At 65.2% G+C, this 21,681-nt stretch carries 26 protein-coding genes; 23 read left to right on the top strand and 3 right to left on the bottom strand.

Annotation, left to right across the window (positions count from 1 at the left end; all coding sequences use genetic code 11):
* Positions 1–75 precede the first annotated feature (75 nt).
* The 3 genes from fliI to ACEQX1_RS19465 are packed head-to-tail and all read right to left on the bottom strand — an operon-like array spanning position 76 to position 2,338.
* Entirely contained in the window at positions 76–1,449 is a 1,374-nt protein-coding gene (gene fliI / locus ACEQX1_RS19475; protein WP_370192667.1) for a flagellar protein export ATPase FliI, read from the bottom strand.
* Positions 1,446–2,171, bottom strand: a complete 726-nt coding sequence (flgF, locus tag ACEQX1_RS19470; RefSeq protein ID WP_370197456.1) for a flagellar basal-body rod protein FlgF — start codon at positions 2,169–2,171, stop codon at positions 1,446–1,448. The genes fliI and flgF overlap by 4 nt, the downstream gene beginning before the upstream one ends.
* A 2-nt stretch (positions 2,172–2,173) precedes the next feature.
* Complete coding sequence (locus ACEQX1_RS19465) at positions 2,174–2,338, bottom strand: hypothetical protein (protein ID WP_370192669.1); 165 nt, start codon at positions 2,336–2,338, stop codon at positions 2,174–2,176.
* A 180-nt stretch (positions 2,339–2,518) separates the two neighbouring features.
* Here ACEQX1_RS19465 and motA point away from each other — a divergent pair, with 180 nt between their 5' ends.
* From motA to ACEQX1_RS19350, 23 genes are all read left to right on the top strand, one after another.
* Positions 2,519–3,376, top strand: coding sequence for a flagellar motor stator protein MotA (gene motA, locus ACEQX1_RS19460; RefSeq protein WP_024350303.1), 858 nt, complete (start codon positions 2,519–2,521; stop codon positions 3,374–3,376).
* A gap of 4 nt (positions 3,377–3,380) precedes the next feature.
* Positions 3,381–4,316 (top strand): FliM/FliN family flagellar motor switch protein, encoded by a 936-nt coding sequence (locus ACEQX1_RS19455; RefSeq protein ID WP_024350304.1) that lies wholly within the window; start codon positions 3,381–3,383, stop codon positions 4,314–4,316.
* Positions 4,297–4,671, top strand: a complete 375-nt coding sequence (locus tag ACEQX1_RS19450) for a hypothetical protein (RefSeq protein WP_370197453.1) — start codon at positions 4,297–4,299, stop codon at positions 4,669–4,671. Before ACEQX1_RS19455 ends, ACEQX1_RS19450 begins: the two co-directional genes overlap by 20 nt.
* Before the next feature lie 74 nt (positions 4,672–4,745).
* A complete protein-coding gene (gene fliN, locus ACEQX1_RS19445) occupies positions 4,746–5,075 on the top strand; it encodes a flagellar motor switch protein FliN (protein ID WP_024350306.1) in 330 nt (109 codons plus the stop codon).
* Between the two features lie 11 nt (positions 5,076–5,086).
* On the top strand, positions 5,087–6,130 hold the full coding sequence (locus ACEQX1_RS19440) for a FliG C-terminal domain-containing protein (RefSeq protein ID WP_024350307.1): 1,044 nt from the start codon (positions 5,087–5,089) through the stop codon (positions 6,128–6,130).
* A gap of 99 nt (positions 6,131–6,229) precedes the next feature.
* On the top strand, positions 6,230–7,318 hold the full coding sequence (flhB, locus tag ACEQX1_RS19435; RefSeq protein ID WP_024350308.1) for a flagellar biosynthesis protein FlhB: 1,089 nt from the start codon (positions 6,230–6,232) through the stop codon (positions 7,316–7,318).
* Between the two features lie 29 nt (positions 7,319–7,347).
* Positions 7,348–7,749 carry a hypothetical protein gene (locus ACEQX1_RS19430; protein WP_228239723.1) on the top strand — a complete coding sequence of 134 codons (402 nt, stop codon included), beginning with the start codon at positions 7,348–7,350 and terminating at the stop codon, positions 7,747–7,749.
* 215 nt (positions 7,750–7,964) lie between these two features.
* On the top strand, positions 7,965–8,345 hold the full coding sequence (flgB, locus tag ACEQX1_RS19425; RefSeq protein WP_230784674.1) for a flagellar basal body rod protein FlgB: 381 nt from the start codon (positions 7,965–7,967) through the stop codon (positions 8,343–8,345).
* Positions 8,346–8,349: 4 nt separating this feature from the next.
* Positions 8,350–8,766 (top strand): flagellar basal body rod protein FlgC, encoded by a 417-nt coding sequence (gene flgC / locus ACEQX1_RS19420; protein ID WP_009210354.1) that lies wholly within the window; start codon positions 8,350–8,352, stop codon positions 8,764–8,766.
* 2 nt (positions 8,767–8,768) lie between these two features.
* A complete protein-coding gene (locus tag ACEQX1_RS19415; RefSeq protein WP_024350311.1) occupies positions 8,769–9,086 on the top strand; it encodes a flagellar hook-basal body complex protein FliE in 318 nt (105 codons plus the stop codon).
* 83 nt (positions 9,087–9,169) lie between these two features.
* Positions 9,170–9,958, top strand: a complete 789-nt coding sequence (flgG, locus tag ACEQX1_RS19410) for a flagellar basal-body rod protein FlgG (RefSeq protein WP_024350312.1) — start codon at positions 9,170–9,172, stop codon at positions 9,956–9,958.
* Positions 9,959–9,961: 3 nt separating this feature from the next.
* Complete coding sequence (flgA, locus tag ACEQX1_RS19405; protein WP_024350313.1) at positions 9,962–10,459, top strand: flagellar basal body P-ring formation chaperone FlgA; 498 nt, start codon at positions 9,962–9,964, stop codon at positions 10,457–10,459.
* A complete protein-coding gene (gene flgI / locus ACEQX1_RS19400) occupies positions 10,456–11,640 on the top strand; it encodes a flagellar basal body P-ring protein FlgI (RefSeq protein WP_230784673.1) in 1,185 nt (394 codons plus the stop codon). The genes flgA and flgI overlap by 4 nt, the downstream gene beginning before the upstream one ends.
* A complete protein-coding gene (locus ACEQX1_RS19395; protein ID WP_155898448.1) occupies positions 11,640–12,242 on the top strand; it encodes a MotE family protein in 603 nt (200 codons plus the stop codon). The genes flgI and ACEQX1_RS19395 overlap by 1 nt, the downstream gene beginning before the upstream one ends.
* Entirely contained in the window at positions 12,239–12,943 is a 705-nt protein-coding gene (gene flgH, locus ACEQX1_RS19390) for a flagellar basal body L-ring protein FlgH (protein ID WP_009210349.1), read from the top strand. Before ACEQX1_RS19395 ends, flgH begins: the two co-directional genes overlap by 4 nt.
* Positions 12,944–13,059: 116 nt before the next feature.
* Positions 13,060–13,581 (top strand): flagellar basal body-associated FliL family protein, encoded by a 522-nt coding sequence (locus ACEQX1_RS19385; protein ID WP_370197450.1) that lies wholly within the window; start codon positions 13,060–13,062, stop codon positions 13,579–13,581.
* Complete coding sequence (gene fliP, locus ACEQX1_RS19380; protein ID WP_024350317.1) at positions 13,578–14,351, top strand: flagellar type III secretion system pore protein FliP; 774 nt, start codon at positions 13,578–13,580, stop codon at positions 14,349–14,351. The genes ACEQX1_RS19385 and fliP overlap by 4 nt, the downstream gene beginning before the upstream one ends.
* A gap of 162 nt (positions 14,352–14,513) precedes the next feature.
* The gene (locus ACEQX1_RS19375; protein WP_024350318.1) at positions 14,514–15,485 is read left to right on the top strand and encodes a flagellin; all 972 of its coding nucleotides are present in this window, start codon (positions 14,514–14,516) and stop codon (positions 15,483–15,485) included.
* A 315-nt stretch (positions 15,486–15,800) separates the two neighbouring features.
* On the top strand, positions 15,801–16,694 hold the full coding sequence (locus ACEQX1_RS19370) for a flagellin (RefSeq protein WP_370197447.1): 894 nt from the start codon (positions 15,801–15,803) through the stop codon (positions 16,692–16,694).
* Between the two features lie 320 nt (positions 16,695–17,014).
* On the top strand, positions 17,015–17,977 hold the full coding sequence (locus ACEQX1_RS19365; protein WP_370197445.1) for a flagellin: 963 nt from the start codon (positions 17,015–17,017) through the stop codon (positions 17,975–17,977).
* A 315-nt stretch (positions 17,978–18,292) separates the two neighbouring features.
* Positions 18,293–19,222, top strand: coding sequence for a flagellin (locus ACEQX1_RS19360; RefSeq protein WP_228239739.1), 930 nt, complete (start codon positions 18,293–18,295; stop codon positions 19,220–19,222).
* A 292-nt stretch (positions 19,223–19,514) separates the two neighbouring features.
* Positions 19,515–20,483, top strand: a complete 969-nt coding sequence (locus ACEQX1_RS19355; protein WP_228239740.1) for a flagellin — start codon at positions 19,515–19,517, stop codon at positions 20,481–20,483.
* A gap of 300 nt (positions 20,484–20,783) precedes the next feature.
* Positions 20,784–21,677 carry a flagellin gene (locus ACEQX1_RS19350; protein WP_370197442.1) on the top strand — a complete coding sequence of 298 codons (894 nt, stop codon included), beginning with the start codon at positions 20,784–20,786 and terminating at the stop codon, positions 21,675–21,677.
* Positions 21,678–21,681 lie beyond the last annotated feature (4 nt).

The following is a 21,681-nucleotide window of genomic DNA, read 5'->3' as shown; positions in this document are numbered from 1 at the left end:
GCGCCGGGCCGTTCAATCAAGACTGAACGCAGGCAAATCGTTCAGCTATGGCTGAATGTCACAGAAGCGGGCCGATCAGCCGACGGCGGGCTTGCCCGGACCCGCGGGGACGACGGGAGCGGGAGGCTGGAAGCTCTTCTTCAGCCGCGCGCTCAGATCCTCGAAGGGCTGCTTGCAGGGCCCTTCCTCCGGATGCTGGACGAGATGCTCGTAGACATGCGGCACCAGATCGACGGCCTGGTCGAGCGTCTGGTCGCTGCCCCGCTGATAGCCGCCGAGAAGACGCAGATCGCGCGTGTCCTCGTAGCGCGAGATCATGCTGCGCAGGCGGCTGACGAGCTCGCGCTCCTGCGGGTTCCAGGCCCGGTCGGCAAGGCGCGAGATGGATTTCAGGACGTCCACCGCCGGGAACCGGCCTTGTTCGGCAATCGCGCGGTCCAGCACGATATGGCCATCCAGCGTGCCGCGGATGGCGTCGGCGATGGGATCGTTGTGATCGTCGCCATCGACCAGCACCGAGAAGATGCCGGTGATCGAGCCGGAGCCTTCGAGCCCCGGTCCGGCGCGCTCCAGGAGCTGCGGCAGTTCTGAGAAGACGCTCGGCGGATAGCCGCGCGCAACCGGCGGCTCGCCGGCGGCAAGGGCCACGTCGCGGGCGGCATGGGCGAGGCGGGTGACGCTGTCGACGATCAAGAGGACGCTGTCGCCCCGGTCGCGGAAATATTCGGCGACGCTGGTGGCGGTGCGCGGCGCCAGGCGCCGCATCATCGGGCTCTCGTCGCCGGTGGCGACGATGGTCACGACCTTGGACAGATTGCCGGCCATGGTCTCTTCGAGGAATTCGCGCACTTCGCGGCCACGCTCGCCGACGAGGGCGACCACCACGGTGTCGAAGCCCTTGGCGCGGGCCAGCATGCTCATCAGCGTCGACTTGCCGACGCCGGAGCCGGCGAAGATGCCGATGCGCTGGCCGCGGACCAGCGGCGTGAAGATGTCGAGGGCGCGCACGCCCGTGGCGACCGGCTTGCCGGTGCGGCCACGCTGCATGGCGGGAAGCGGCGGCGCGTCGGCGCGGCGCGGATCGTCGCCTTCGGTTACCGGCCCCTTGCCGTCGGTCGGCCGGCCGAAGGCGTCGAGAACGCGGCCTTTCCAGCTGCGCGAGGGCGAGACCATGAAGGGCCCGATCTGACGGGCCTGCGCCTTGACGCCGCGCACGAAGCGGTTGGCGAAGGGTTTGACGGTCAGGCTGCCCTGCTCGATGCGCACCACTTCGCCGATGGCGTCGCCATCATCGCCCGGGCAGGCAATGCGGTCGCCCAGCCGCACGAAGGGCGACAGGCCCGCGACGCGGAAGGCCTGCGGCGAGACGTCGATGATGTGGCCGGTGATCGACAGGCAATGATCGTCGAGCCGGGTCTGGCCGGAACCGGAGGTCGGCGCAGCCGTCACGAGTTCGTCCCAAGCGTCTTGACCGCGTCATCCAGCGTGCGCTCCGAGCTCTGCACGAGGTTGGACGCGTTCTCGAAGGCGCGCTGCAGCGAGATCAGCCGGCTGATCTCGAGCATCGGATTGACGTTCGAGCCTTCCTGGAAACCCTGAATCACGCCGACATCGGCGAATTCCACGATCGGCACGGCGGCGCGATCCGGGATCAGGCCGGAATTCTCGAAGCGCGTCAGCTTGGCGCCGGCCGGCAGCTGGAACAGGCCGACGGCGCCCCCCTGGGCGCCGTTCTGGGTGATCATGCCGTCGCGGGTGATGGTCACCGGGCCAGCATTCGGATCGACCTGCAGCGGCGCGCCGCCGACATCGACGAGCGGATAGCCGCTGATCGTCTCGACCATGCCCTGGGCATTGATCCGCATGCGACCGTCGCGGGTGTAGACCGGCCCGTTCGGCCCCTGGAAGGCGAAGAAGGCGTCGCCGTCCACGGCCATGTCCAGCGGATTGCCGGTCTGGGTCATCTCGCCGGAGCGGGTGGAGAAATAGGTGGTGCCCTCGGAGGCGAAGGAGACCGGCTCGGGCGCGCTGAGCGAAATCAGCTCCTCGAATTTGATCTCCTCGGCGCGAAAGCCCGTCGTGCGCGAATTGGCGACGTTGTGGGCAATGGTGTCGAGTCGCTTCGACATGGCGAGCTGCGCCGACAGGGCGACTGGAAGAGCAGTTTCCATCGTCAGATATCCCGACTGTCTTGGAGGAGACCGGAAATGGCGGCCGAACCGGCGGACAGGGTCGACCGGTCAAGAACGCGCTCGATGCGGGCCCGTCCGGCCATGCTGACGATGGCGCCGGTCATATCGCGGCGTTTGAGGGTCGATCGGTTGGTTGCGGCCGGCATACGGGCCTCCGGTAGAAGAATGTATGCCGTGAAAATCCGGGCTCACCCTTGCGCCAGCCTGTCGCCACGCGCCGTTCCAGCCCGATCCGGCCGCCAGCGCCGCCGGATTGGTGCGGGGGCAAGGCTCGCACAAGCGGTACTTCCTACCGGTGGTCTGCAACATTCGCATTCGGGGGCCGCATGGGCATTGTAGTCGGACTGATCGTCACCTTGAGCTGCCTTCTCGGCGGCTTCGTCGCCATGGGTGGCCATCTCGGCGTTCTCGTGCAGCCGTTCGAGTACGTCATCATTCTCGGGTCCTCGATCGGAACCTTCCTGGTCGCCAACCCCACCAAGGTGGTCAAGGACACCGGCAAGGCGGTCAAGGAAGCCTTCGCCAACAAGGTGCCCACGCAGAACGACTATCTGAAGGTGCTGGCACTCCTGCATCAGCTGATGCGCGAGATGCGCTCCAAGTCGCGCGGCGAGGTCGAGGCGCATATCGACGAGCCGAAGGAGTCGCCGATCTTCCAGGCCTATCCGGAGTTGATGAAGGACGAGTCGCTCGTCCACTTCATCTGCGACTATTGCCGCCTCATCATCATCGGCAACGCGCGTCCGCACGAGATCGAGGCGCTGATGGAAGAAGAGATCCAGACGATCTCCTCGGACCGGCTCAAGCCCAAGCACGCGCTCCAGGACATGGCCGACGGCCTGCCGGCACTGGGCATCGTCGCCGCCGTTCTCGGCGTCATCAAGGCCATGGGCGCGCTCGACCAGTCGCCGGAAGTGCTCGGTCACCTGATCGGCGCGGCCCTCGTCGGCACCTTCGCCGGCATCTTCTTCTCCTATGGCGTGGTCGGCCCGGTCGCCACCAAGGTGAAGTCGGTGCGCGAGAAGAACATCCGCGTCTTCGTCATCGTGCGCTCCACGCTGATCGCCTACATGAACGGCGCCATCCCGCAGGTCGCCCTCGAATACGGCCGCAAGACCATCTCTGCCTACGACCGCCCGTCCATCGACCAGGTCGAGACCGAGACCATCGGCGGTGGAGCCTGATCCGATGAGCCAGACCGAACAGATCAGCGGTGCGGATGTCGGCGAACGCCTTCGCAATGCCGCCGAATTCGAACCCCGGCGCCTGCCGCGCCTCAAGCACATGGCCGAGACCTGGGCCGCCTCGGCCGCGACCAAGATCTCCGCGATCGCCGGCGCGAGCCTCGACCTGACGCTTCGCGAGGTGGAATCGGATTTCGGTCCCGAGCTCGACGAGGCCGAAGACGACGGCACCATGTACGCGCCATTGTCGTCGCCGCGTTTTCGCAGCCCCGGCTATGCGATGCTCGACCACGAGGCGCTGGAGGCCCTGATCTCCGCGCTCTTCGCCGCCGAGCCGTCACCGCCGGGAACCCCGCCGCGCACGCCGACCGATCTTGACCGCAGCATCGTCAAGCTGGGGCTGGCGACCATCGCCGACTCCGCATTGTCGGTGTTCGAGATGATCGGCGAGTTGCGCCTGTCGGTGGGCAACATCATCAACGCGGCCGAACTCGGCGAGCAGCTCGCCGGCGAGACCGACCGGTTCATCCTGTTCCGCTTCGATCTGACGGTCGCCTCGCTGTCGACGACCATCACCTTCGCGCTGCCGGGCGCGCTCTTCGCGCCGCATCTCCGCTTCCTGCGCGAGCCGCCGAAGATGCCGCCGCCGGATCGCGAGGAAAGCTGGTCGAACGCCATCAAGGAAAGCTTCGCCAAGAGCGATCTTCGTCTCAGTGCCATCGTCACCAAGAAGAAGATCGACCTGGGAACGATCGCCGGCTTCGCCGTTGGCGACACCATTCCGCTGGATGTCAGCGCCAACAGCCTGATCGCCATCGAATGCGAGGACCAGCCGCTGTTCCGCGCCCATATGGGCCGCTCGCGCGATTCCTACGTCGTCCGCATCGAAGAGCGCATCGACCCCGCCGAGGAGTTTATTGATGATATCCTATCTGCTTGATTTCGCTCTCGTCGTGGCGCTGGTCGTGACGGCGTTCCGCTGCACCCGCATGCAGCGCGAGCTGCGGACCCTGCGCTCCTCGGAAAGCGCGCTCTCCGCCTCGCTGGCGCAGGCCGATGCCTCGATCACCCGCGCCGCCGAAGTGGTGGTCGGGCTGAAGCACGAGGGCGTCGAGACGCTGCGCCGCCTGGAATTGCGGATTACCGAAGCCGACGACGCCACCGACCGGCTCGAGCGTCTGATCGTCGAGGCGGACGCGCTGCCGCGCCGTGCCGAGGCCGGCCGCGTCCATCGCGTCCTGCCGCCGGCAGGCGAATGGACCGATCGCAGGCTTCACGCCAGTCTGGCCGGCTAAATCGGATTGATCACTCCCGTGTGACACGGCCCCCGCATGATGCGGACGGCTGAAGACCCAAGGACGAAAACGCCATGACCGACGACAACTTCGCCACCAGCAGCGCTGACCTGGGCACCGGCCGGATGGATCTGGACCTGGTGAAGGATCTGCAGGTCACGATGCACATCGTGCTCGGCTCGACCAGCATGACCGTCGCCGAAGTGCTCGACCTGGGTCGTGGCGCGGTGGTCAAGCTGGAGAGCAAGGTCGGCGACCCGGTCGACGTGATCATCAACGGTCGTGTCATCGCCCGCGGCGAGATCGTCGTCCTCGACAACGACGAGCAGCGCTTCGGCGTCACCCTCACCGAGGTCGCCAAGCCGGGCGCGCGCATTGCCGCCAAGAACCAGCGGGCAGCCTGACGATCATGTCGATGATCGCCGCTTTTCAGGATAACGTTCCGGAACTGCCGGCAAGCGGCAAGGCCCGCGTGGCTGTTCTGCTCCTTACCCTCGGAGCACCCGGCACGTCCCGGTTGCTCAAGCATTTCTCCGCCAGCGAGATCAAGCTTCTGAAGGAAAGCGCGGCCGGTCTGCAATCGGTCACGCCCGAACAGATCGCCGAGCTGGTCGACGAGTTCCAGGACGCCTTCAAGAAGGCGCCGGGGCTGGATGCGCCGTCCCAGCAGATGACCAATCTGCTCAAGGAATCGCTGTCGGAAGAAGAATTCGAGACGATCTTCTCGGTGTCGCCCGGCGAAGGCGACGACGGCGCGAAGGCTGCCGAGCGCGATTCCCGCAATGTCTGGGATTCGGTCGCCGAGCTGCAGGGCGAGATCCTCGCGCCGCGGCTGTCGCGCGAACACCCGCATGTCGTGGCCGTGCTCCTGTCGAAGATCCGGCCCGACACGGCGGCGACCGTCGCCCGCGAATTCGATCCGGCCTTCCGGCATGACGTCATGCGCCGGGTGCTGACGCTGAAGTCGCTGACGCGGCCGGTGCAGCGCCTGCTCGAGGTCCATCTGCGGCAGGCCTATCTGGCGTCGCCGGACAGGGGCGAGCAGCAGAGCAGCCACACGATCCTCGCCGACATCGTCAACCGCATGTCGAAGAGCCATGCCGACGACCTGATCGTGATGCTCGACCAGACCTCGCCGAAGGATGCCGAGAAGCTCCGCAACCTGCTCTTCGCCTTCGACGACATCGTGGCGCTCGACAAGCGCGCCCGCATGGTGCTGTTCGATGCGATCGACACGGAGGTGATCATCACCGCCTTTGTGAGCGCGAGCGAAGAGCTGAAGGAGGCCGCACTGTCCTCGCTCAGCGCCCGTTCGCGGCGCATGGTCGAGGCTGAGTTCAAGCGCGGCGACGAAAAGCCGGCGGCCGACATCGATCGCGCCCGCCGCCAGGTGGCCAGCACGGCGCTCGAGCTGTGGAGCCAGGGCAAGCTGGATCTGCACGGCGAATCCGAAGCATAGCGGCGCGAAAGCGCCGCGTGTCCTCCACGGCTTTCCCGTCATCGGCCGGGAAAGCCGTTCTCTTCACTGAACGTCAACACCTGCGGAGCTTAATCGCCAGTGTCGGATAGCGAGGACAAATCCTCAAAAACAGAGTTCCCGACCGAGAAGAAGATCAGCGACGCGGTCGAGAAGGGCAACCTTCCGGTTTCGCGGGAAGCGCCTATTCTGGCCTCGCTTCTGGCCATCATGGCGTTCATCGCCCTGCAGGCCCGTGAGGGCGTCCAGCGCCTCCTGCTGTCGCTGCAGACGACGTTCGAGAACCCGCTCCAGTGGGATTTGGATACGAGTGCCGATGCTCTACACGTCCTGCACATGCTGGCCCGCGAGGCCGTCTGGTTCATCCTGCCGGCCGCAGGGCTCTTCGTCGCCGGCGGCGTCATCTCTTCTGTCCTGCAGAATCCGCCCCAGATCAATATCGAGCGCATTCGTCCAAAATGGTCGAACGTGTCGCCGGCATCCGGCTTCACGCGCATTTTCGGCCTGCGCGGGCTGACGGAGTTCGGCAAGGCGGTGTTCAAGTTCATCACCATCGGCGTCGTCGTTAGCATGTTGCTCGTGTCGAGCTTCCCGACGATGATGCAGGCCATGTTCGCGGACCCCGTGCTGGTGCCCGAGCTGATCCTGCAGATGGCGATGAAGCTCTTGTCGGGCATCTCGATCGCCACCATCGTCCTCGTCGCCGCCGACCTGGCCATGACCCGGTTCCACTGGCGCCGCGACCTGATGATGTCGAAGCAGGAAATCAAGGACGAGAACAAGCAGGCCGAGGGCGATCCGCAGATCAAGGCGCGCCAGCGCCAGATCGGTCGCGACCGGGTGCGCCGCCGCATGATGGCCGACGTGCCGCTGGCCACCCTGGTGATCGCCAACCCGACCCATTACGCGATCGCGCTGCGCTACAATCGCGAAGAGGGCGGCGCTCCGATGGTCGTCGCCAAGGGCGCCGATCTGGTCGCGTTGAAGATTCGTGAAATCGCCGAAGCCAACGATGTTCCGGTGATCGAAGACAAGCTCTTGGCAAGGTCGATGTACGATCATGTCGAAATCGATCAGATGATTCCGCCCCAGTTCTTCAAGGCGATCGCTGAGATCATCTATTTCCTCCACTCCCGCACGGGATCCAAGGTAGGAGTTGCTACAGCGTAGCCATGCTGGATATTCGCAAGCACAGGACCTTGTCCCGGGAGCGCGCGCTCGCCGAAGGCATCAAGGAAGTCGCCGCCGAGCTGCGGCTGGTCGAAGTGGTCGATTACATCGCCTTCCTGCGACTGGAGCGCTACGGCAATCTGTCCGACATCGTGACCTCCTCGGCGGAGCTGTTTCTCAAGCCAGGTGTCCTGCGCTTCGCCAATTCCGGCCATGTCCGGGTGTCGTGGGGCACGGTGCCGATCGTCTGCCTGGCGCTGGAATTCGTCTATGACGGTGTGACCGCGCATTTCCAGCTCGAGCTGGGCGCCGCCACCGCGGCCGTCGACATCACCTACATCTCCTTCGACAGCCCGGCCTGCCCCGACGAGGGCGTCGAGCGTCTGGAAAACGCCATCCACGACGCGCATCTGAAGCCGCGCGCGTCCTGATCCGGGCGGTCCGGCGGACCGCTCCGATCCCTCTCCGCAAGTCCCGCACCAGCCCCGCTCCGCGCGCCATGCCGCGGATGCGGGATTCTGGCCTCCTGCGGGCAATACTTTCCCCCTGCCGTTTCATTTCAAGTCGTTCCTGCCGATCCATCAAGCTTCGGACAAGCGCCTCGTCCTAAGGCTGGACCCGTCGCAAGTTTTCAGCGCGGATCGTCATGGATAGTCTCTACATCTTCGGGCTCGCATCGCAGCGCACCGCCTATCTGGCCCAGCGCCAGACGGTGGTCGCCGAGAACGTCGCCAATGTCGACACGCCCGGCTACACCTCCAAGGATCTCTCGTCCTTCACCGAGGCGCTCGACGCCACGGCGCTGCGCATGTCGCGGTCGCAGGCCATGCATCTGGCCTCGATGGACAGTGCGGGCGGCGGTTCCGACGTCGTCAACGAGATGCCCTGGAGCGTCAAGCATTCGGGCAACTCCGTCAGCCTGCCGCAGGAAATGCTGAAGGCCGGCGAAGTGTCGCGCGAATACGCCCTCGGCACCTCGGTGGTGAAGTCGTTCCACCGCATGCTCATCATGTCCGCGAAGGGATAACCCGATGGCCGATCCACTGCTCTCGTCTCTGAAGATCGCCGCCAGCGGCCTGCAGGCGCAATCGACGCGCATGCGCATCGTCTCCGAGAACATCGCCAATGCGCAGACCACCGGCACGACGCCCGGCAGCGACCCGTATCAGCGCAAGATGGTCAGCTTCCAGAGCGAACTCGACCGGGTTTCGGGCGCCCAGATGGTCTCGGTCGACAAGGTCGGCCGCGACGACACGCCGTTCATCCTGGAAAGCGATCCCGGCAATCCGGCCGCCAATGCCGACGGCTACGTGAAGATGCCGAATGTGCGGATGCTGGTCGAGATGGCCGATATGCGCGAAGCCAACCGCTCCTACGAAGCCAACATCCAGGTGGTGAAACAGGCGCGTGAAATCATCAACATGACCATCGACCTGCTGAGGAGCTGACCATGATTCCTGCTATCGGAGCGAGCCTGCCCCGCATCCAGACCGGCAGCGTGGATGCCGGCCTCGCCACCACCGGCGCAACCGCGACCCCGCAGGGCGCCGGCGCCGATTTCAGCGCCGTCCTGTCGCAGATCGCCAAGGACGCCGTCACCACCGTCCAGTCCGCCGAGGCCACCTCGATCCGTGGGATCAACGGCCAGGCGACCACCCAGGCCGTCGTCGAGGCGGTCATGGAAGCCGAACGCACGCTGCAGACCGCGGTCTCGATCCGCGACAAGGCGGTCAGCGCCTACATGGAACTGTCGCGGATGGCGATCTGATCCGGCGGTCTCCGCCACCTGAAACTTTCCACGGCGCCCCGCATCGATGGGGACCGGGTACACCGTCCTGAAGGAAGCATCCGATGCGAGCCCTTGCGATCGCCGCGACCGGCATGAATGCGCAGCAGACCAATGTCGAGGTCATTGCCAACAACATCGCGAACATCAACACGACCGGCTTCAAGCGGGCCCGTGCCGAGTTCACCGATCTGCTCTACCAGGTCGAGCGCGCCCAGGGCGTCGCGGCTCGCGGCGGTCAGGGCGTGGTGCCCGAGGGTGCCCAGCTCGGCCTCGGTACGCGGCTCGCGGCCATCCGCAACCTGCATATCCAGGGCACGCTCAACCAGACCGGCAACAAGCTCGATCTCGCCCTGAACGGCGAGGGCTGGTTCCAGGTCCAGGGCCCGGGCGGCGAGATCCTCTACACCCGCGACGGTGCCTTCAACACCAATGGCGACGGCCAGCTCGTGACCCTCGACGGCCTGCTCGTCGATCCGGCGATCACCGTGCCGGCCAACACCAGCGAGGTCATCGTCAACGAGAGCGGCCAGGTCTTCGCCCGCGTCGGCGGTGCCGCCGATCTGGAAGAGCTCGGCCAGCTGACCCTCGCCACCTTCGCCAACAACGCCGGCCTTGCCGCGCAGGGCGGCAATCTGTTCCGCGAGACCATCGCATCGGGTGCCCCGACGGCCGGCGTGCCGGGCGACGAGGGCTACGCCACCATCCAGCAGGGTTATCTGGAAGATTCCAACGTCGATCCGGTGAAGGAAATCTCCGAACTGATCTCGGCCCAGCGCGCCTACGAGATGAACTCCAAGGTGATCTCGGCCGCCGACGAGATGGCGAGCGTCGTCTCGAAGGGGATTCGCTGAATCATGGGCGGCGGTACGCGCGATCCCGGCCGGGTCATGGCCGTACTCTACGCCGTGGCGCTGGCGCTCGCGGCCCTCGTCATCCTGTCGGTTCCGGTTCGGGCCCTGGCGGCCGAACTCGAACTGCCGGTGCCCACGACGGTCATCTATCCCGGCCAGAGCGTCACCGCGCCGGGCCTCAACCACAAGGCCTTCTACGTCAAGGACGACAAGATCGGGCTCTATGCCGTCGATGACAGCGCGCTGATCGGCCGGGTCGCCCGCCGCACCCTTCTGCCGGGCAAGGCGATCCGCCTGTCCGACCTGAAGGAGCCGGATCTGGTGCGCGCCGGAGCCGCCGTCACCCTCGTCTACAGCGAGGCGGGCCTCGTCATCACCGGCCAGGGGACCGCGCTGCGCTCGGCCGGCGCCGGCGAGACCATACGCGTCCGCAATGCCGACAGCGGCATCATCGTCTCCGGCATCGTGTCGGCGGACGGAAGCATCAGGATATCGGGATGATCCGCAAGCGTCTGATCCTCGTTGCCGGCCTGGTCGCCGCATTGGTGAACAGCAGCCTGGCGGCCGATTATCCGGGCTCGGGCGGCGGCGTGCCGTCGCTGCCGGCGCCGGTCATCGGCGATGCGGCGAGTGCCCGCGGCAGCGTGCGCATCAAGGACATCGTCGACATCCGCGGCGTGCGCCCCAACCAGCTCGTCGGCTACGGTCTCGTCATCGGCCTGCAGGGCACCGGCGATTCCATGCGCAACTCGCCCTTCACCGAACAGTCGATGCAGTCGATGCTCGACCGCATGGGCGTCAACATCCGCTCGCAGAACTCGCGCAGCAAGAACGTCGCCGCCGTCACCGTGACCAGCGAGCTGCCGGCCTTTATCGGCACCGGCTCGCGCATCGACGTGACCGTGTCCTCGCTCGGCGACGCCACCTCGCTGATGGGCGGCACGCTGGTGATGACGCCGCTCTACGGCGCCGATGGCGAGATTTATGCCGTCGCACAGGGCTCGCTCGCCGTCAGCGGCTTCGCTTCGGAAGGCGACAGCGAGAAGCTGACCCAGGGCGTGCCGACCACCGGCCGCGTGCCCAATGGCGCGCTGGTCGAGCGCGAGGTGCCCGGTGGCTTCAACGACGACGGCAAGCTGGCGATCGAGCTGCGCAATCCCGATTTCCGCACCTCGATTCGCGTCGTCGACGTGATCAACGATTATGCCCGCAGCCGCTGGGGCCAGCCGGTGGCCCGCGAGGAGGATTTCCGCACGGTGCATCTCAAGCGCCCGTCCGAGGTCTCCAGCACCCGCTTCATCGCCGAGATCGGCGAATTGCGGATCGCACCGGACCAGCCGGCCCGCGTGGTGATCGACGAGCGCACCGGCACCGTCATCATCGGCAAGGACGTGCAGATCTCCCTCGTCGCCGTCACCCACGGCAATCTGACGGTGCGGATCAGCGAGATGCCGTCGGTGTCGCAGCCGGCCCCGCTCTCGGACGGCCAGACGGTCGTCACGTCGGAGACCATCATCGACGCTCGCGAGGATGGCGGCAATTTCGCCTTCGTCGGCGGCGCGGATCTCGAAACAGTCGTCCGCGGCCTCAACCGCATCGGACTCAAGCCGACCGGGATCATCGCGATCCTGCAGGCGATCAAGACGGCCGGCGCCCTTCAGGCCGAACTCGTGGTGCAATGATGATCCAGGCTTTCCATCCCCGCTGGCGGTGCCTCGCCCTGTTCCTCACCGTCTCCCTTGCCGCGGGTACCGCCCATGCGGTCGAAGCCAAGAAGCCGGTGCAGCCGGACGAACTGCCGCCGCAGGAAGTGCGGGTCGTCGGGCCGAAGGGGGAGGTGATCACGCCGCCCAAGCCCTCGACCGAGGTCGAGGCCTATTGCCTGAGCATCGCCGACAAGGCCCAGGACGCGCGCTATGCCCTCGAGCAGAAGCAGCTGACCGAACTGGAAGCGGCGGTCTCCGAGCAGATCGACGAATTGCAGGCCAAGCGCGAGGACTACAACGCCTGGCTCGCCGAGCGTCAGCGCTTCCTCGACGACGCCTCCAAGATCGTCGTCGACATCTACACCAACATGGATTCCGTCGCCGCCGCGTCGCAGCTTGCGATCGTCTCGCGCAGCGATGCCGCCTCGGTGCTGGTGCGCCTGAAATCGCGCCTGGCGAGCGACATCCTCAGCGAGATGGAGCCGAAGGTGGCCGCCGAGATCGCCTCGCTCATCGTCGCCAAGACGTCGGCCGGCAGCACGCAGGGCGCCGAGCAGGTTGCGGAGAAGCGCACGTGAAGCCCTTGATCCTTCTCGCCGTCGCGGCACTCGCCGGCTGTTCGACAGCCGGCAACGACGCGCTGCGCGAGCCGTCGCTCTCGCCGGTCGGTGCGGGGCTCTACGAATATCCGCCGATCATCGCCCAGCCGGCGTCCTTCCCGGCCAGCAAGCCGCATACGTCGCACTCGCTGTGGTCCGACGCCCGGGCCGATTTCTACCAGGACCCGCGGGCCCTGAGCGAGGGTGACATCGTCACCGTCAAGATCCGCATCCGCGACCAGGCCTCGATCGACAACAATTCCGAACGCTCGCGCAAGTCCGGCATCGCCGCCGGCCTCGATCTGGCCGGCAATCTCGGCCAGTACACGCTGCCGACGGTGGGCGCCCAGCTCGGCTCGGACAACAGCTCCGACATGACCGGCAAGGGCAAGATCAAGCGCTCCGAGGACATCGACCTGTCGGTTGCCGCGGTCGTCGGCCAGAAGCTGCCGAACGGCAATCTGTTCATCTCGGGCCAGCAGGAGGTGCGGGTCAATTTCGAGGTGCGCGTGCTGTCGATCGCCGGCATCATCCGGCCGCGCGACATCCTGCCGGACAACACGATCAACTACGACAAGATCGCCGAGGCGCGGATTTCCTATGGCGGCCGCGGCCGGATCACCGACGTCCAGCAGCCCGGCTGGGGACAGCAGATCTACGACGCCGTCGCCATCCAGTAGGGGACGCTGCCGTCAAGGCAAGTCTCGCGACAGGCTGAACCGTTAACGCTCGATCGTCGGGCAGGGCTGGACCATGAGGGTCCGTCCGTCGACGAAACAGCGGAAGGGTTCGGCGCATGGCCAGCATTGGCGCATCGGACGAAGAGACCGAAAAGGCAGGGGGCCTGATCCCCACGGCGATCGCAGTGGCGATACTGACGCTCGTGGGCGGCGGCGGCGGCGCGGTGCTGGGCATGATGCTCGCTTCGCCGGAACCCGCAGCGGCCACGGCGGCGCCGGCCGAGGCGCCCGGCGCCGAGATCGTCGACATCGAGGCCGGCGATCTGGCCGAGAGCGCGGACAAGCTGCCGCTCAAGCTGATGCCGCTCAAGCCGGTCCTCACCAACATCTATTCGCCGCCCCAGACCTGGCTCCGCGTCGAGGCGGCCCTGGTCTATCGCGACGACGGCTCGGCCGATCCCGAGGTGCTGGCCGCCCAGATCGAGGCCGACACGCTGGCCTTCCTGCGCTCGGTGCAATTGTCCCAGGTCGAGGGCACCCGCGGCCTGATGCACCTGCGCGAGGATCTGCGCCAGCGCGCCAAGCTGCGCTCGCCCGCCGTTGTCGACTACCTCATCCAGACGATGATCGCCGAATGAGAACGCTCCTCTTTCTGGCGGCGCTGCTGTTTGCCGGACCGGCGCTCGCACAGACCGCCCAGACCTCGGGACTGCCCGATCTCGCCAGCCTCCTGCCGGCCGGCGACTCGACCGCCTCCGGCCGCATCGTCCAGCTCTTCGGCATCGTCACCATCCTGTCGATCGCGCCGGGCCTCCTGGTCATGGTCACGTCCTTCACGCGCATCGTCATCGCGCTGTCGATCCTGCGCACCGGTCTCGGCCTGCAGACGACGCCGGCCAACCTGATCCTGATCTCGCTGTCCTTGTTCATGACCTTCTTCGTCATGGCGCCGACCTTCGACCGGGCCTGGAACGACGGCCTGCAGCCGCTGCTGAACAACGAGATCACCGAGGAGGAGGCGTTCTACCGGATCAGCGAGCCGTTCAAGGACTTCATGCTGACGCAGGTGCGGCCGGAAGATCTGACGCTGTTCGGCGACATCGCGGCGGCCACCAGCCGCGAGCGGGTCGAGCCGGAAGAGCAGGGCGCTGCCGACGAGCGCGACGTCGATCTGCGGGAGCTGATCCCGGCCTTCATGATCTCAGAGCTGCGCCGCGGCTTCGAGATCGGCTTCCTCATCGTGCTGCCGTTCCTGGTGATCGACATGATCGTCGCCACGCTGACCATGTCGATGGGCATGATGATGCTGCCGCCGACCATCATCTCGCTGCCGTTCAAGATCCTGTTCTTCATCCTGATCGACGGCTGGAACATGCTGGTCGGATCCCTGGTCCGATCCTTCTTCTGACGACGCGATTTTCCGGGCGCGTTCCGCCTGCCGCGTCGTCAGCCTTAACTCCCCATTAAGGTTAACAAACTACCTTCACGACCAATGGGGGCGAGCGCAGGCGGGCCTCCGTGCGTCGCCTTAGCGGAATGCGGGCGAAGTTAGCACCGAGGGTAGAGTGTCATGACCAGCATCAATACCAATATCGCGGCCATGGCGGCCTTGCAGACGCTGCAGGCGACCAACCGGTCGATGGATGCGACCCAGAACCGCATCTCGACGGGCTACCGTGTCGCCGAAGCCAAGGACAATGCCGCCTATTGGTCGATCGCCACGACCATGCGCTCGGACAACAAGGCCCTGTCGGCAGTCGAGGATTCGCTGGGTCTCGGCGCTGCCAAGGTCGACATCGCCTATACCGCGCTGGAAAGCGCCATCGACGTGGTCGACGAGATCAAGGCCAAGCTGGTCGCGGCCAGCGAGCCGGGTGTCGACAAGACCAAGATCCAGTCGGAAATCAGCGAGCTGAAGAAGCAGCTGCAGAGCATCGCGTCCTCCGCCTCGTTCTCCGGCGAGAACTGGCTGCAGAACGACGCCGCGGCGGCCGCCGGCTCCAAGGACATCGTCGCCTCCTTCAACCGCGACTCCACCGGCTCGGTCTCGATCGGCACGATCACCGTCGACGTGTCGGCGATGACCCTGATCGGAACGGATAACGAGACCACCGGCGTTCTGACCAAGACCTATGATTCCGACGCGCTGCTCGCCACGCCAACCGGCACTCCCGTGAACTACCGGCTGATCGACGTGCCGGGCGAGACCACGGCCGCGGCCGGTACGGTGATCGAACTCGATAGCGCGACGACCCCGGCCGAAGTGAACGCCATGGTTCGCGTCGTGGACAAGATTCTGACCGACATGACCAATGTCGCCGCCAATCTCGGCGCGGCCAAGTCACGCATCGAGCTGCAGCAGAACTTCGTCTCCAGCCTGACCGACTCCATTTCGTCGGGCATCGGCGCGCTGGTGGATGCGGACATGACCGAAGAATCGACCCGGCTGAAGGCGCTGCAGACGCAGCAGCAGCTCGGCGTCCAGGCGCTGTCGATCGCCAATTCCTCGAGCCAGGCGATCCTGCAGCTCTTCCAGAACTGATCGAAGCAACATTTCGGCGGCGCCCCTCGCGGGAGGCCGGCGTGACGAACGAAAGCCGCCCCCTGGGGCGGCTTTTTGCGTTCTGGAGGACCGTGCATCCGGGCGGCGAGGGGAGGCGGCCTGAAAGCATCCGTTAACCATGAAAGACAACGGGGCGTTACCGTTAACGCCTCGGAAGGAGCCTGCCGCGATAGTCGTCCCCATAGCGATGCGTTCCACCTTGCAGGTCGAGAGCGCAGGGCATGATGCCGTCTCGCTATGCCGGCCAACCCGGACTGTCCCCCCATTCAGTTTTCCGCGTTACGGGACATCATCATGACCTCGATCAACACCAATGTGTCGGCAATGACGGCTCTCCAGAGCCTGTCGATGATCAACAGCAACCTCAACGAGACGCAGAGCCGCATCTCGACCGGCTACCGCGTCAACGCAGCGTCCGACAACGCCGCCTACTGGTCGATCGCCACCACCATGCGCTCGGACAACAAGGCGCTCGGCGCCGTCGAGGACGCCCTCGGCCTCGGTCAGGCCAAGCTGGACACCGCCTATACCGGCATGAAGGCCGCCATCGACGTTGTCGACGAGATCAAGGCGAAGCTGGTCGCAGCCCGCGAGCCGGGCGTCGACAAGACCAAGATCCAGGCGGAAATCACCGAGTTGCAGGGCCAGCTCACCTCGATCGCGACGTCGGCCTCTTTCTCGGGCGAGAACTGGCTGTCGATCGGCACCGGCATCGTGGCCGGCACCAAGACGATCGTGTCCTCGTTCAACCGCGCCGCCGACGCCTCGGTTTCGGTCAGCACCATCGGCGTCGACACCACCAAGACCAAGCTGTTCGATACCGACAACACCGATGGCATTCTGGACGTGGGACGCACCAACGGCACCGTCGTCTCCACCTTCACGATCACCGCTGCGACGACGGATGGTCAGGTGTCCGACATGATTTCGGACGTGGACGAGGCGCTGCAGGCGATGACGACGGCCGCCTCGAACCTCGGCGCCGCCAAGAACCGCGTCGACATCCAGTCGGAATTCGTCTCGACCCTGCGCGACTCCATCGAGAAGGGCGTCGGCACGCTGGTCGATGCGGACATGACCGAGGAGTCGACCCGCCTGAAGGCGCTGCAGACGCAGCAGCAGCTGGGCGTCCAGGCGCTGTCCATCGCCAATTCCTCCTCGGAATCGCTGCTGGCGCTCTTCCGCTAAGACATCACCCACCACTACTGAGACAGACGGGTCCGGCCGCAAGGCCGGGCCCGTTTTACATTGGTGAGGGCGCGTCCTTCGGGCAGGCAGGGAAGCTGCCGTCTCTCGATGCGACGCGGCCCAGCCAGGCGTGCAACCGGATTTCTCAGGAAACAGAAAGCGTTAACCACCTTCCTTAGCGGCTTGGTAGCGTGCGGCTGGCATGGTGACGGAATAGCGAGGTGGCCATTTGTTCTTGGTCACGGGCATGATGCCGTTTCGTTATGCCGGCCGATCCGGACTGTCCCCCTGTTCATTTTTCCGCGTTACGGGACACCATCATGACCTCGATCAACACCAATACGTCGGCGATGACGGCTCTCCAGAGCCTCTCGATGATCAACAGCAATCTCGACGAGACCCAGAACCGCATCTCGACCGGCTTCCGCGTCGGTGCCGCCTCCGACAACGCCGCCTATTGGTCGATCGCCACCACGATGCGCTCGGACAACAAGGCTCTCGGCGCCGTCGAGGACGCGCTCGGCCTTGGCCAGGCGAAGGTCGACACCGCTTACACCGGCATGAAGGCCGCCATCGACGTCGTCGACGAGATGAAGGCGAAGCTGGTCGCGGCCCGCGAGCCGGGCGTCGACAAGACGAAGATCCAGGCCGAAATCACCGAGTTGCAGGGTCAGCTGACCTCGATCGCGACCTCTGCATCCTTCTCGGGCGAGAACTGGCTGTCGGTCGATTCCACGGCACCGGCCAACGCCACCAAGTCGGTCGTCGCCTCCTTCAACCGTGACAGCGCGGGCGCCGTCTCGGTCGGCACGATCGAGATCGACACCTCGAAGACCAAGCTGTTCGACGCCGCGACGGATGCTGCTACCGCGGGTACGGGCATCCTCGATGGCGTGTACTCGTCGGCGACCGGTGTCTACCAAGCCGATCAGACGACAGCCGGCGGCTTCAAGGTCTCGACCCTTGACATCTCGGCCCTGACGGACGCTGCCGCCGACGTGACGACGCTGAACTCCTACATCAGCGGTGTCGACGATGCCCTGCAGCGGATGACGACGGCCGCTTCGAACCTTGGTGCCGCCAAGAGCCGCATGGATATCCAGTCGGAGTTCGTCTCCAACCTGCGCGATTCCATCGAGAAGGGCGTCGGCACGTTGGTCGATGCGGACATGACCGAAGAGTCGACCCGCCTGAAGGCGCTGCAGACGCAGCAGCAGCTGGGCGTCCAGGCGCTGTCGATCGCCAACTCCTCCTCGCAGTCGCTGCTGTCGCTCTTCCGCTAAGACACGACACTTCGACACTGAGACCGACGGGTCCGGCCGCAAGGCCGGGCCCGTTTTGCATGCGCAGATGGGCGGCCGGCGGGGCCGGTCGGGATGACAGCTATCGGCGGAAGGATGGTTGCAACCCGCTACGATTTCAAATTCGTTTTGAAAAAGAATATGTTAACCACCTTTTTTAGGCGCTTGGTAGCCAGCCGCTGGCATGTTGCGGGCATAGCGAGGTGGCCAGTTGGGCCACGGGCATGAAGCCGTTTCGCTATCCCGGCCAGCCCGGACTGTCCCCCCTGTTCATTTTCCGCGTTACGGGACACCAACATGACCTCGATCAATACCAACGTGTCGGCAATGACGGCTCTCCAGAGCCTGTCGATGATCAACAGCAATCTCGACGAGACCCAGAACCGCATCTCGACCGGCTTCCGCGTTGGTGCGGCGTCGGACAACGCCGCCTACTGGTCGATCGCCACCACGATGCGCTCGGACAACAAGGCGCTCGGCGCCGTCGAGGACGCCCTCGGCCTCGGCCAGGCGAAGGTCGACACCGCCTATACCGGCATGAAGGCCGCCATCGACGTCGTCGATGAGATGAAGTCGAAGCTCGTCGCAGCGCGCGAGCCGGGCGTCGACAAGTCGAAGATCCAGGCGGAACTCAAGGAACTGCAGGGTCAGCTGAGCTCGATCGCCACCTCGGCATCCTTCTCGGGCGAGAACTGGCTGTCCTTCGACGGTGCCGCAGGTACCTCGAAGAGCGTCGTGGCATCGTTCAACCGTAGCGCGGCCGGTGCCGTGTCGGTGGGCACGATCGACATCGTCATCGGCGGTACGAAGCTGTTCGGTGACGACACGGTCGGCGCCGGCGGTGCCAACAACGGCATCCTGAACACCGCCTTCACCACCACGGGCGCCGGCGCTGTCACCGTATCGGTGAGCACGCTCGACATCACCGCGGCGAACATCGACGACACCGACATCAGCGAGATGATCTCGGCCGTCGACGGTGCCATCCAGTCGATGACCACCGGTGCTTCGAACCTCGGTGCCGCCAAGAGCCGCATGGATATCCAGTCGGAGTTTGTCTCCAACCTGCGCGACTCCATCGAGAAGGGCGTCGGCACGCTGGTGGATGCGGACATGACCGAAGAGTCGACCCGCCTGAAGGCGCTGCAGACGCAGCAGCAGCTGGGCGTGCAGGCGCTGTCCATCGCCAACTCCTCCTCGCAGTCGCTGCTGTCGCTCTTCCGCTAAGAGCAGCCACTTCGACACTGAGACAGACGGGTCCGGCCGCAAGGCCGGGCCCGTTTTCGTTTGGCCCGGGAAGACGCCTGCGTGACGTTGTCCATCTCCCCATGCGGTAGCAGTAAGCTCCCGAAGTAAAGCGTTAACCATTCTACTTAAGCGAAACGTAGCGATAAGCTGACAGCCTGACGGTATAGCGAAGTGGTCTGCCAGAGTTCCGGCCACAGGCATGATGCCGTTTCGTTATGCCGGCCAACCCGGACTGTCCCCCTGTTCATTTTTCCGCGTTACGGGACACATCATGACCTCGATCAATACCAACGTGTCGGCGATGACGGCTCTGCAGAGCCTGTCGATGATCAACAACAACCTCGACGAGACGCAGAACCGCATCTCCACCGGCTACCGCGTCGGTGCGGCGTCGGACAACGCCGCCTACTGGTCGATCGCCACCACGATGCGCTCGGACAACAAGGCGCTCGGCGCCGTCGAAGACGCCCTCGGTCTCGGCCAGGCGAAGGTCGACACGGCCTATACCGGCATGAAGGCCGCCATCGACGTTGTCGACGAGATCAAGACCAAGCTGGTTGCCGCGCGCGAGCCGGGTGTCGATCGCAACAAGATCCAGTCCGAGATTGCCGAACTGAAGAACCAGCTGACGTCGATCTCCGAATCGGCCTCGTTTTCCGGTGAGAACTGGCTGAATTTCGACGGCGCGGCCGTCACCAAGAACGTCGTCGCCTCGTTCAACCGCAGCAGCGCCGGCGCCGTCTCGGTCGGGACGATCGCCATCGACGCATCGGCGGTGAAGCTCATCGGTACCGACGGTGCCGGCACCCCGGCCGATGACGGCATCCTCAACAAGGACGCGCTGATCGGTGACGATGCCACGCAGATCGCCGGCAACGTCATGGACATCGACATCAGCACTGCGGTGCTCGACCAGGCCGCGGTCGATGGCGCCTACACGACCGCCGAGACCGTCGAGACCGTCATCGACGCGATGATCTCGAATGTCGACACGGCGCTGAAGAGCATGACCACCGCCGCGTCCAATCTCGGCGCCGCCCAGAGCCGCATGGATATCCAGTCGGAGTTCGTCTCCAACCTGCGCGATTCCATCGAGAAGGGCGTGGGCACGCTGGTGGATGCGGACATGACGGAAGAGTCGACCCGCCTGAAGGCCCTGCAGACGCAGCAGCAGCTCGGCGTCCAGGCACTGTCGATCGCCAACTCGTCCTCGCAGTCGCTGATGTCGCTGTTCCGCTAATCCGGAACGCAGCCATTCTGAAGCGAACGGGTCCGGCCGCAAGGCCGGGCCCGTTTTTGCGTTCGGGGCAGGGCGGTCAGTCCACCTCTTAGCACTTGATTCATGATGAACTTTGAAGCGAAGATCGGCACATGTTGTTAACTATCAAATTTAAGTAGTGGGTAGGTGGCGGCGGCGCAAAGTAGCGTCATAGCGAGGTGACGGGCGTAGGGAACGCCGGTCACGGGCATGATGCCGCTTCGTTATACCGGCCGGCCCGGACTGTCCCCTGTTTGAAATTCCGCGTTACGGGACAACACAATGACCTCGATCAATACCAATACTTCGGCAATGACGGCTCTGCAGAGCCTGTCGGCGATCAACAACAGCCTCGACGAGACCCAGAACCGCATCTCGACCGGCTACCGCGTCGGTGCGGCGTCGGACAACGCGGCCTACTGGTCGATCGCCACGACCATGCGCTCGGACAACAAGGCGCTCGGCGCCGTCGAAGACGCCCTCGGCCTCGGCCAGGCCAAGGTCGACACCGCTTACACCGGTATGACCGCCGCCATCGACGTGGTCGACGAGATCAAGACCAAGCTGGTTGCCGCGCGCGAGCCGGGCGTCGACAAGACCAAGATCCAGTCCGAAATCAAGGAGCTGCAGGGCCAGCTCACCTCGATCGCGTCCTCCGCCTCGTTCTCGGGCGAGAACTGGCTGTCGATCGGCACGGGCATCACCGCCGGCACCAAGAATGTCGTTGCCTCGTTCAACCGCGCCGCTGACGGCACGGTCTCGGTCGGTACCATCGGCGTCGACACCACCAAGACGAAGCTGTTCGATACCGACAATGCCGACGGCATCCTGGACGGCGCACGCACCGGCACCACCGTCGTGTCGACGCTGGCGCTGACCGGCGCGACCACCGACGCGGCGATCTCGACGATGATCTCGGACGTCGACGAAGCGATCGGGCTGATGACGACCGCTGCCTCGAACCTCGGCGCTGCCAAGAGCCGCATGGATATCCAGTCGGAGTTCGTCTCCAACCTGCGCGATTCCATCGAAAAGGGTGTCGGCACGCTGGTGGATGCGGACATGACCGAAGAGTCGACCCGCCTGAAGGCGCTGCAGACGCAGCAGCAGCTGGGCGTCCAGGCGCTGTCGATCGCCAACTCCTCCTCGCAGTCGCTGCTGTCGCTCTTCCGTTAAGACA

Origin of the sequence: Aurantimonas sp. (assembly GCF_964217435.1) — a bacterium.
Classification (GTDB): domain Bacteria; phylum Pseudomonadota; class Alphaproteobacteria; order Rhizobiales; family Rhizobiaceae; genus Aurantimonas; species Aurantimonas coralicida.
The sequence above is the reverse complement of the archived record's forward strand: the minus strand, read 5'-3'. Positions and strand labels throughout refer to the sequence as shown.

Bases quoted from the DNA above. Each gene is read 5' to 3' on its own strand.
- fliP (WP_024350317.1), top strand. From the start codon at position 13,578: ATGAGAACGCTCCTCTTTCTGGCGGCGCTGCTGTTTGCCGGACCGGCG.
- ACEQX1_RS19370 (WP_370197447.1), top strand. From the start codon at position 15,801: ATGACCTCGATCAACACCAATGTGTCGGCAATGACGGCTCTCCAGAGC.
- motA (WP_024350303.1), top strand. From the start codon at position 2,519: ATGGGCATTGTAGTCGGACTGATCGTCACCTTGAGCTGCCTTCTCGGC.
- ACEQX1_RS19385 (WP_370197450.1), top strand. From the start codon at position 13,060: ATGGCCAGCATTGGCGCATCGGACGAAGAGACCGAAAAGGCAGGGGGC.
- flgG (WP_024350312.1), top strand. From the start codon at position 9,170: ATGCGAGCCCTTGCGATCGCCGCGACCGGCATGAATGCGCAGCAGACC.
- ACEQX1_RS19465 (WP_370192669.1), bottom strand. From the start codon at position 2,338: ATGCCGGCCGCAACCAACCGATCGACCCTCAAACGCCGCGATATGACC.
- fliN (WP_024350306.1), top strand. From the start codon at position 4,746: ATGACCGACGACAACTTCGCCACCAGCAGCGCTGACCTGGGCACCGGC.
- flgA (WP_024350313.1), top strand. From the start codon at position 9,962: ATGGGCGGCGGTACGCGCGATCCCGGCCGGGTCATGGCCGTACTCTAC.
- flgC (WP_009210354.1), top strand. From the start codon at position 8,350: ATGGCCGATCCACTGCTCTCGTCTCTGAAGATCGCCGCCAGCGGCCTG.
- flgI (WP_230784673.1), top strand. From the start codon at position 10,456: ATGATCCGCAAGCGTCTGATCCTCGTTGCCGGCCTGGTCGCCGCATTG.
- flgF (WP_370197456.1), bottom strand. From the start codon at position 2,171: ATGGAAACTGCTCTTCCAGTCGCCCTGTCGGCGCAGCTCGCCATGTCG.
- ACEQX1_RS19350 (WP_370197442.1), top strand. From the start codon at position 20,784: ATGACCTCGATCAATACCAATACTTCGGCAATGACGGCTCTGCAGAGC.
- ACEQX1_RS19415 (WP_024350311.1), top strand. From the start codon at position 8,769: ATGATTCCTGCTATCGGAGCGAGCCTGCCCCGCATCCAGACCGGCAGC.
- flgB (WP_230784674.1), top strand. From the start codon at position 7,965: ATGGATAGTCTCTACATCTTCGGGCTCGCATCGCAGCGCACCGCCTAT.
- ACEQX1_RS19355 (WP_228239740.1), top strand. From the start codon at position 19,515: ATGACCTCGATCAATACCAACGTGTCGGCGATGACGGCTCTGCAGAGC.
- ACEQX1_RS19365 (WP_370197445.1), top strand. From the start codon at position 17,015: ATGACCTCGATCAACACCAATACGTCGGCGATGACGGCTCTCCAGAGC.
- ACEQX1_RS19450 (WP_370197453.1), top strand. From the start codon at position 4,297: ATGATATCCTATCTGCTTGATTTCGCTCTCGTCGTGGCGCTGGTCGTG.
- ACEQX1_RS19455 (WP_024350304.1), top strand. From the start codon at position 3,381: ATGAGCCAGACCGAACAGATCAGCGGTGCGGATGTCGGCGAACGCCTT.
- ACEQX1_RS19440 (WP_024350307.1), top strand. From the start codon at position 5,087: ATGATCGCCGCTTTTCAGGATAACGTTCCGGAACTGCCGGCAAGCGGC.
- ACEQX1_RS19360 (WP_228239739.1), top strand. From the start codon at position 18,293: ATGACCTCGATCAATACCAACGTGTCGGCAATGACGGCTCTCCAGAGC.
- ACEQX1_RS19375 (WP_024350318.1), top strand. From the start codon at position 14,514: ATGACCAGCATCAATACCAATATCGCGGCCATGGCGGCCTTGCAGACG.
- ACEQX1_RS19395 (WP_155898448.1), top strand. From the start codon at position 11,640: ATGATCCAGGCTTTCCATCCCCGCTGGCGGTGCCTCGCCCTGTTCCTC.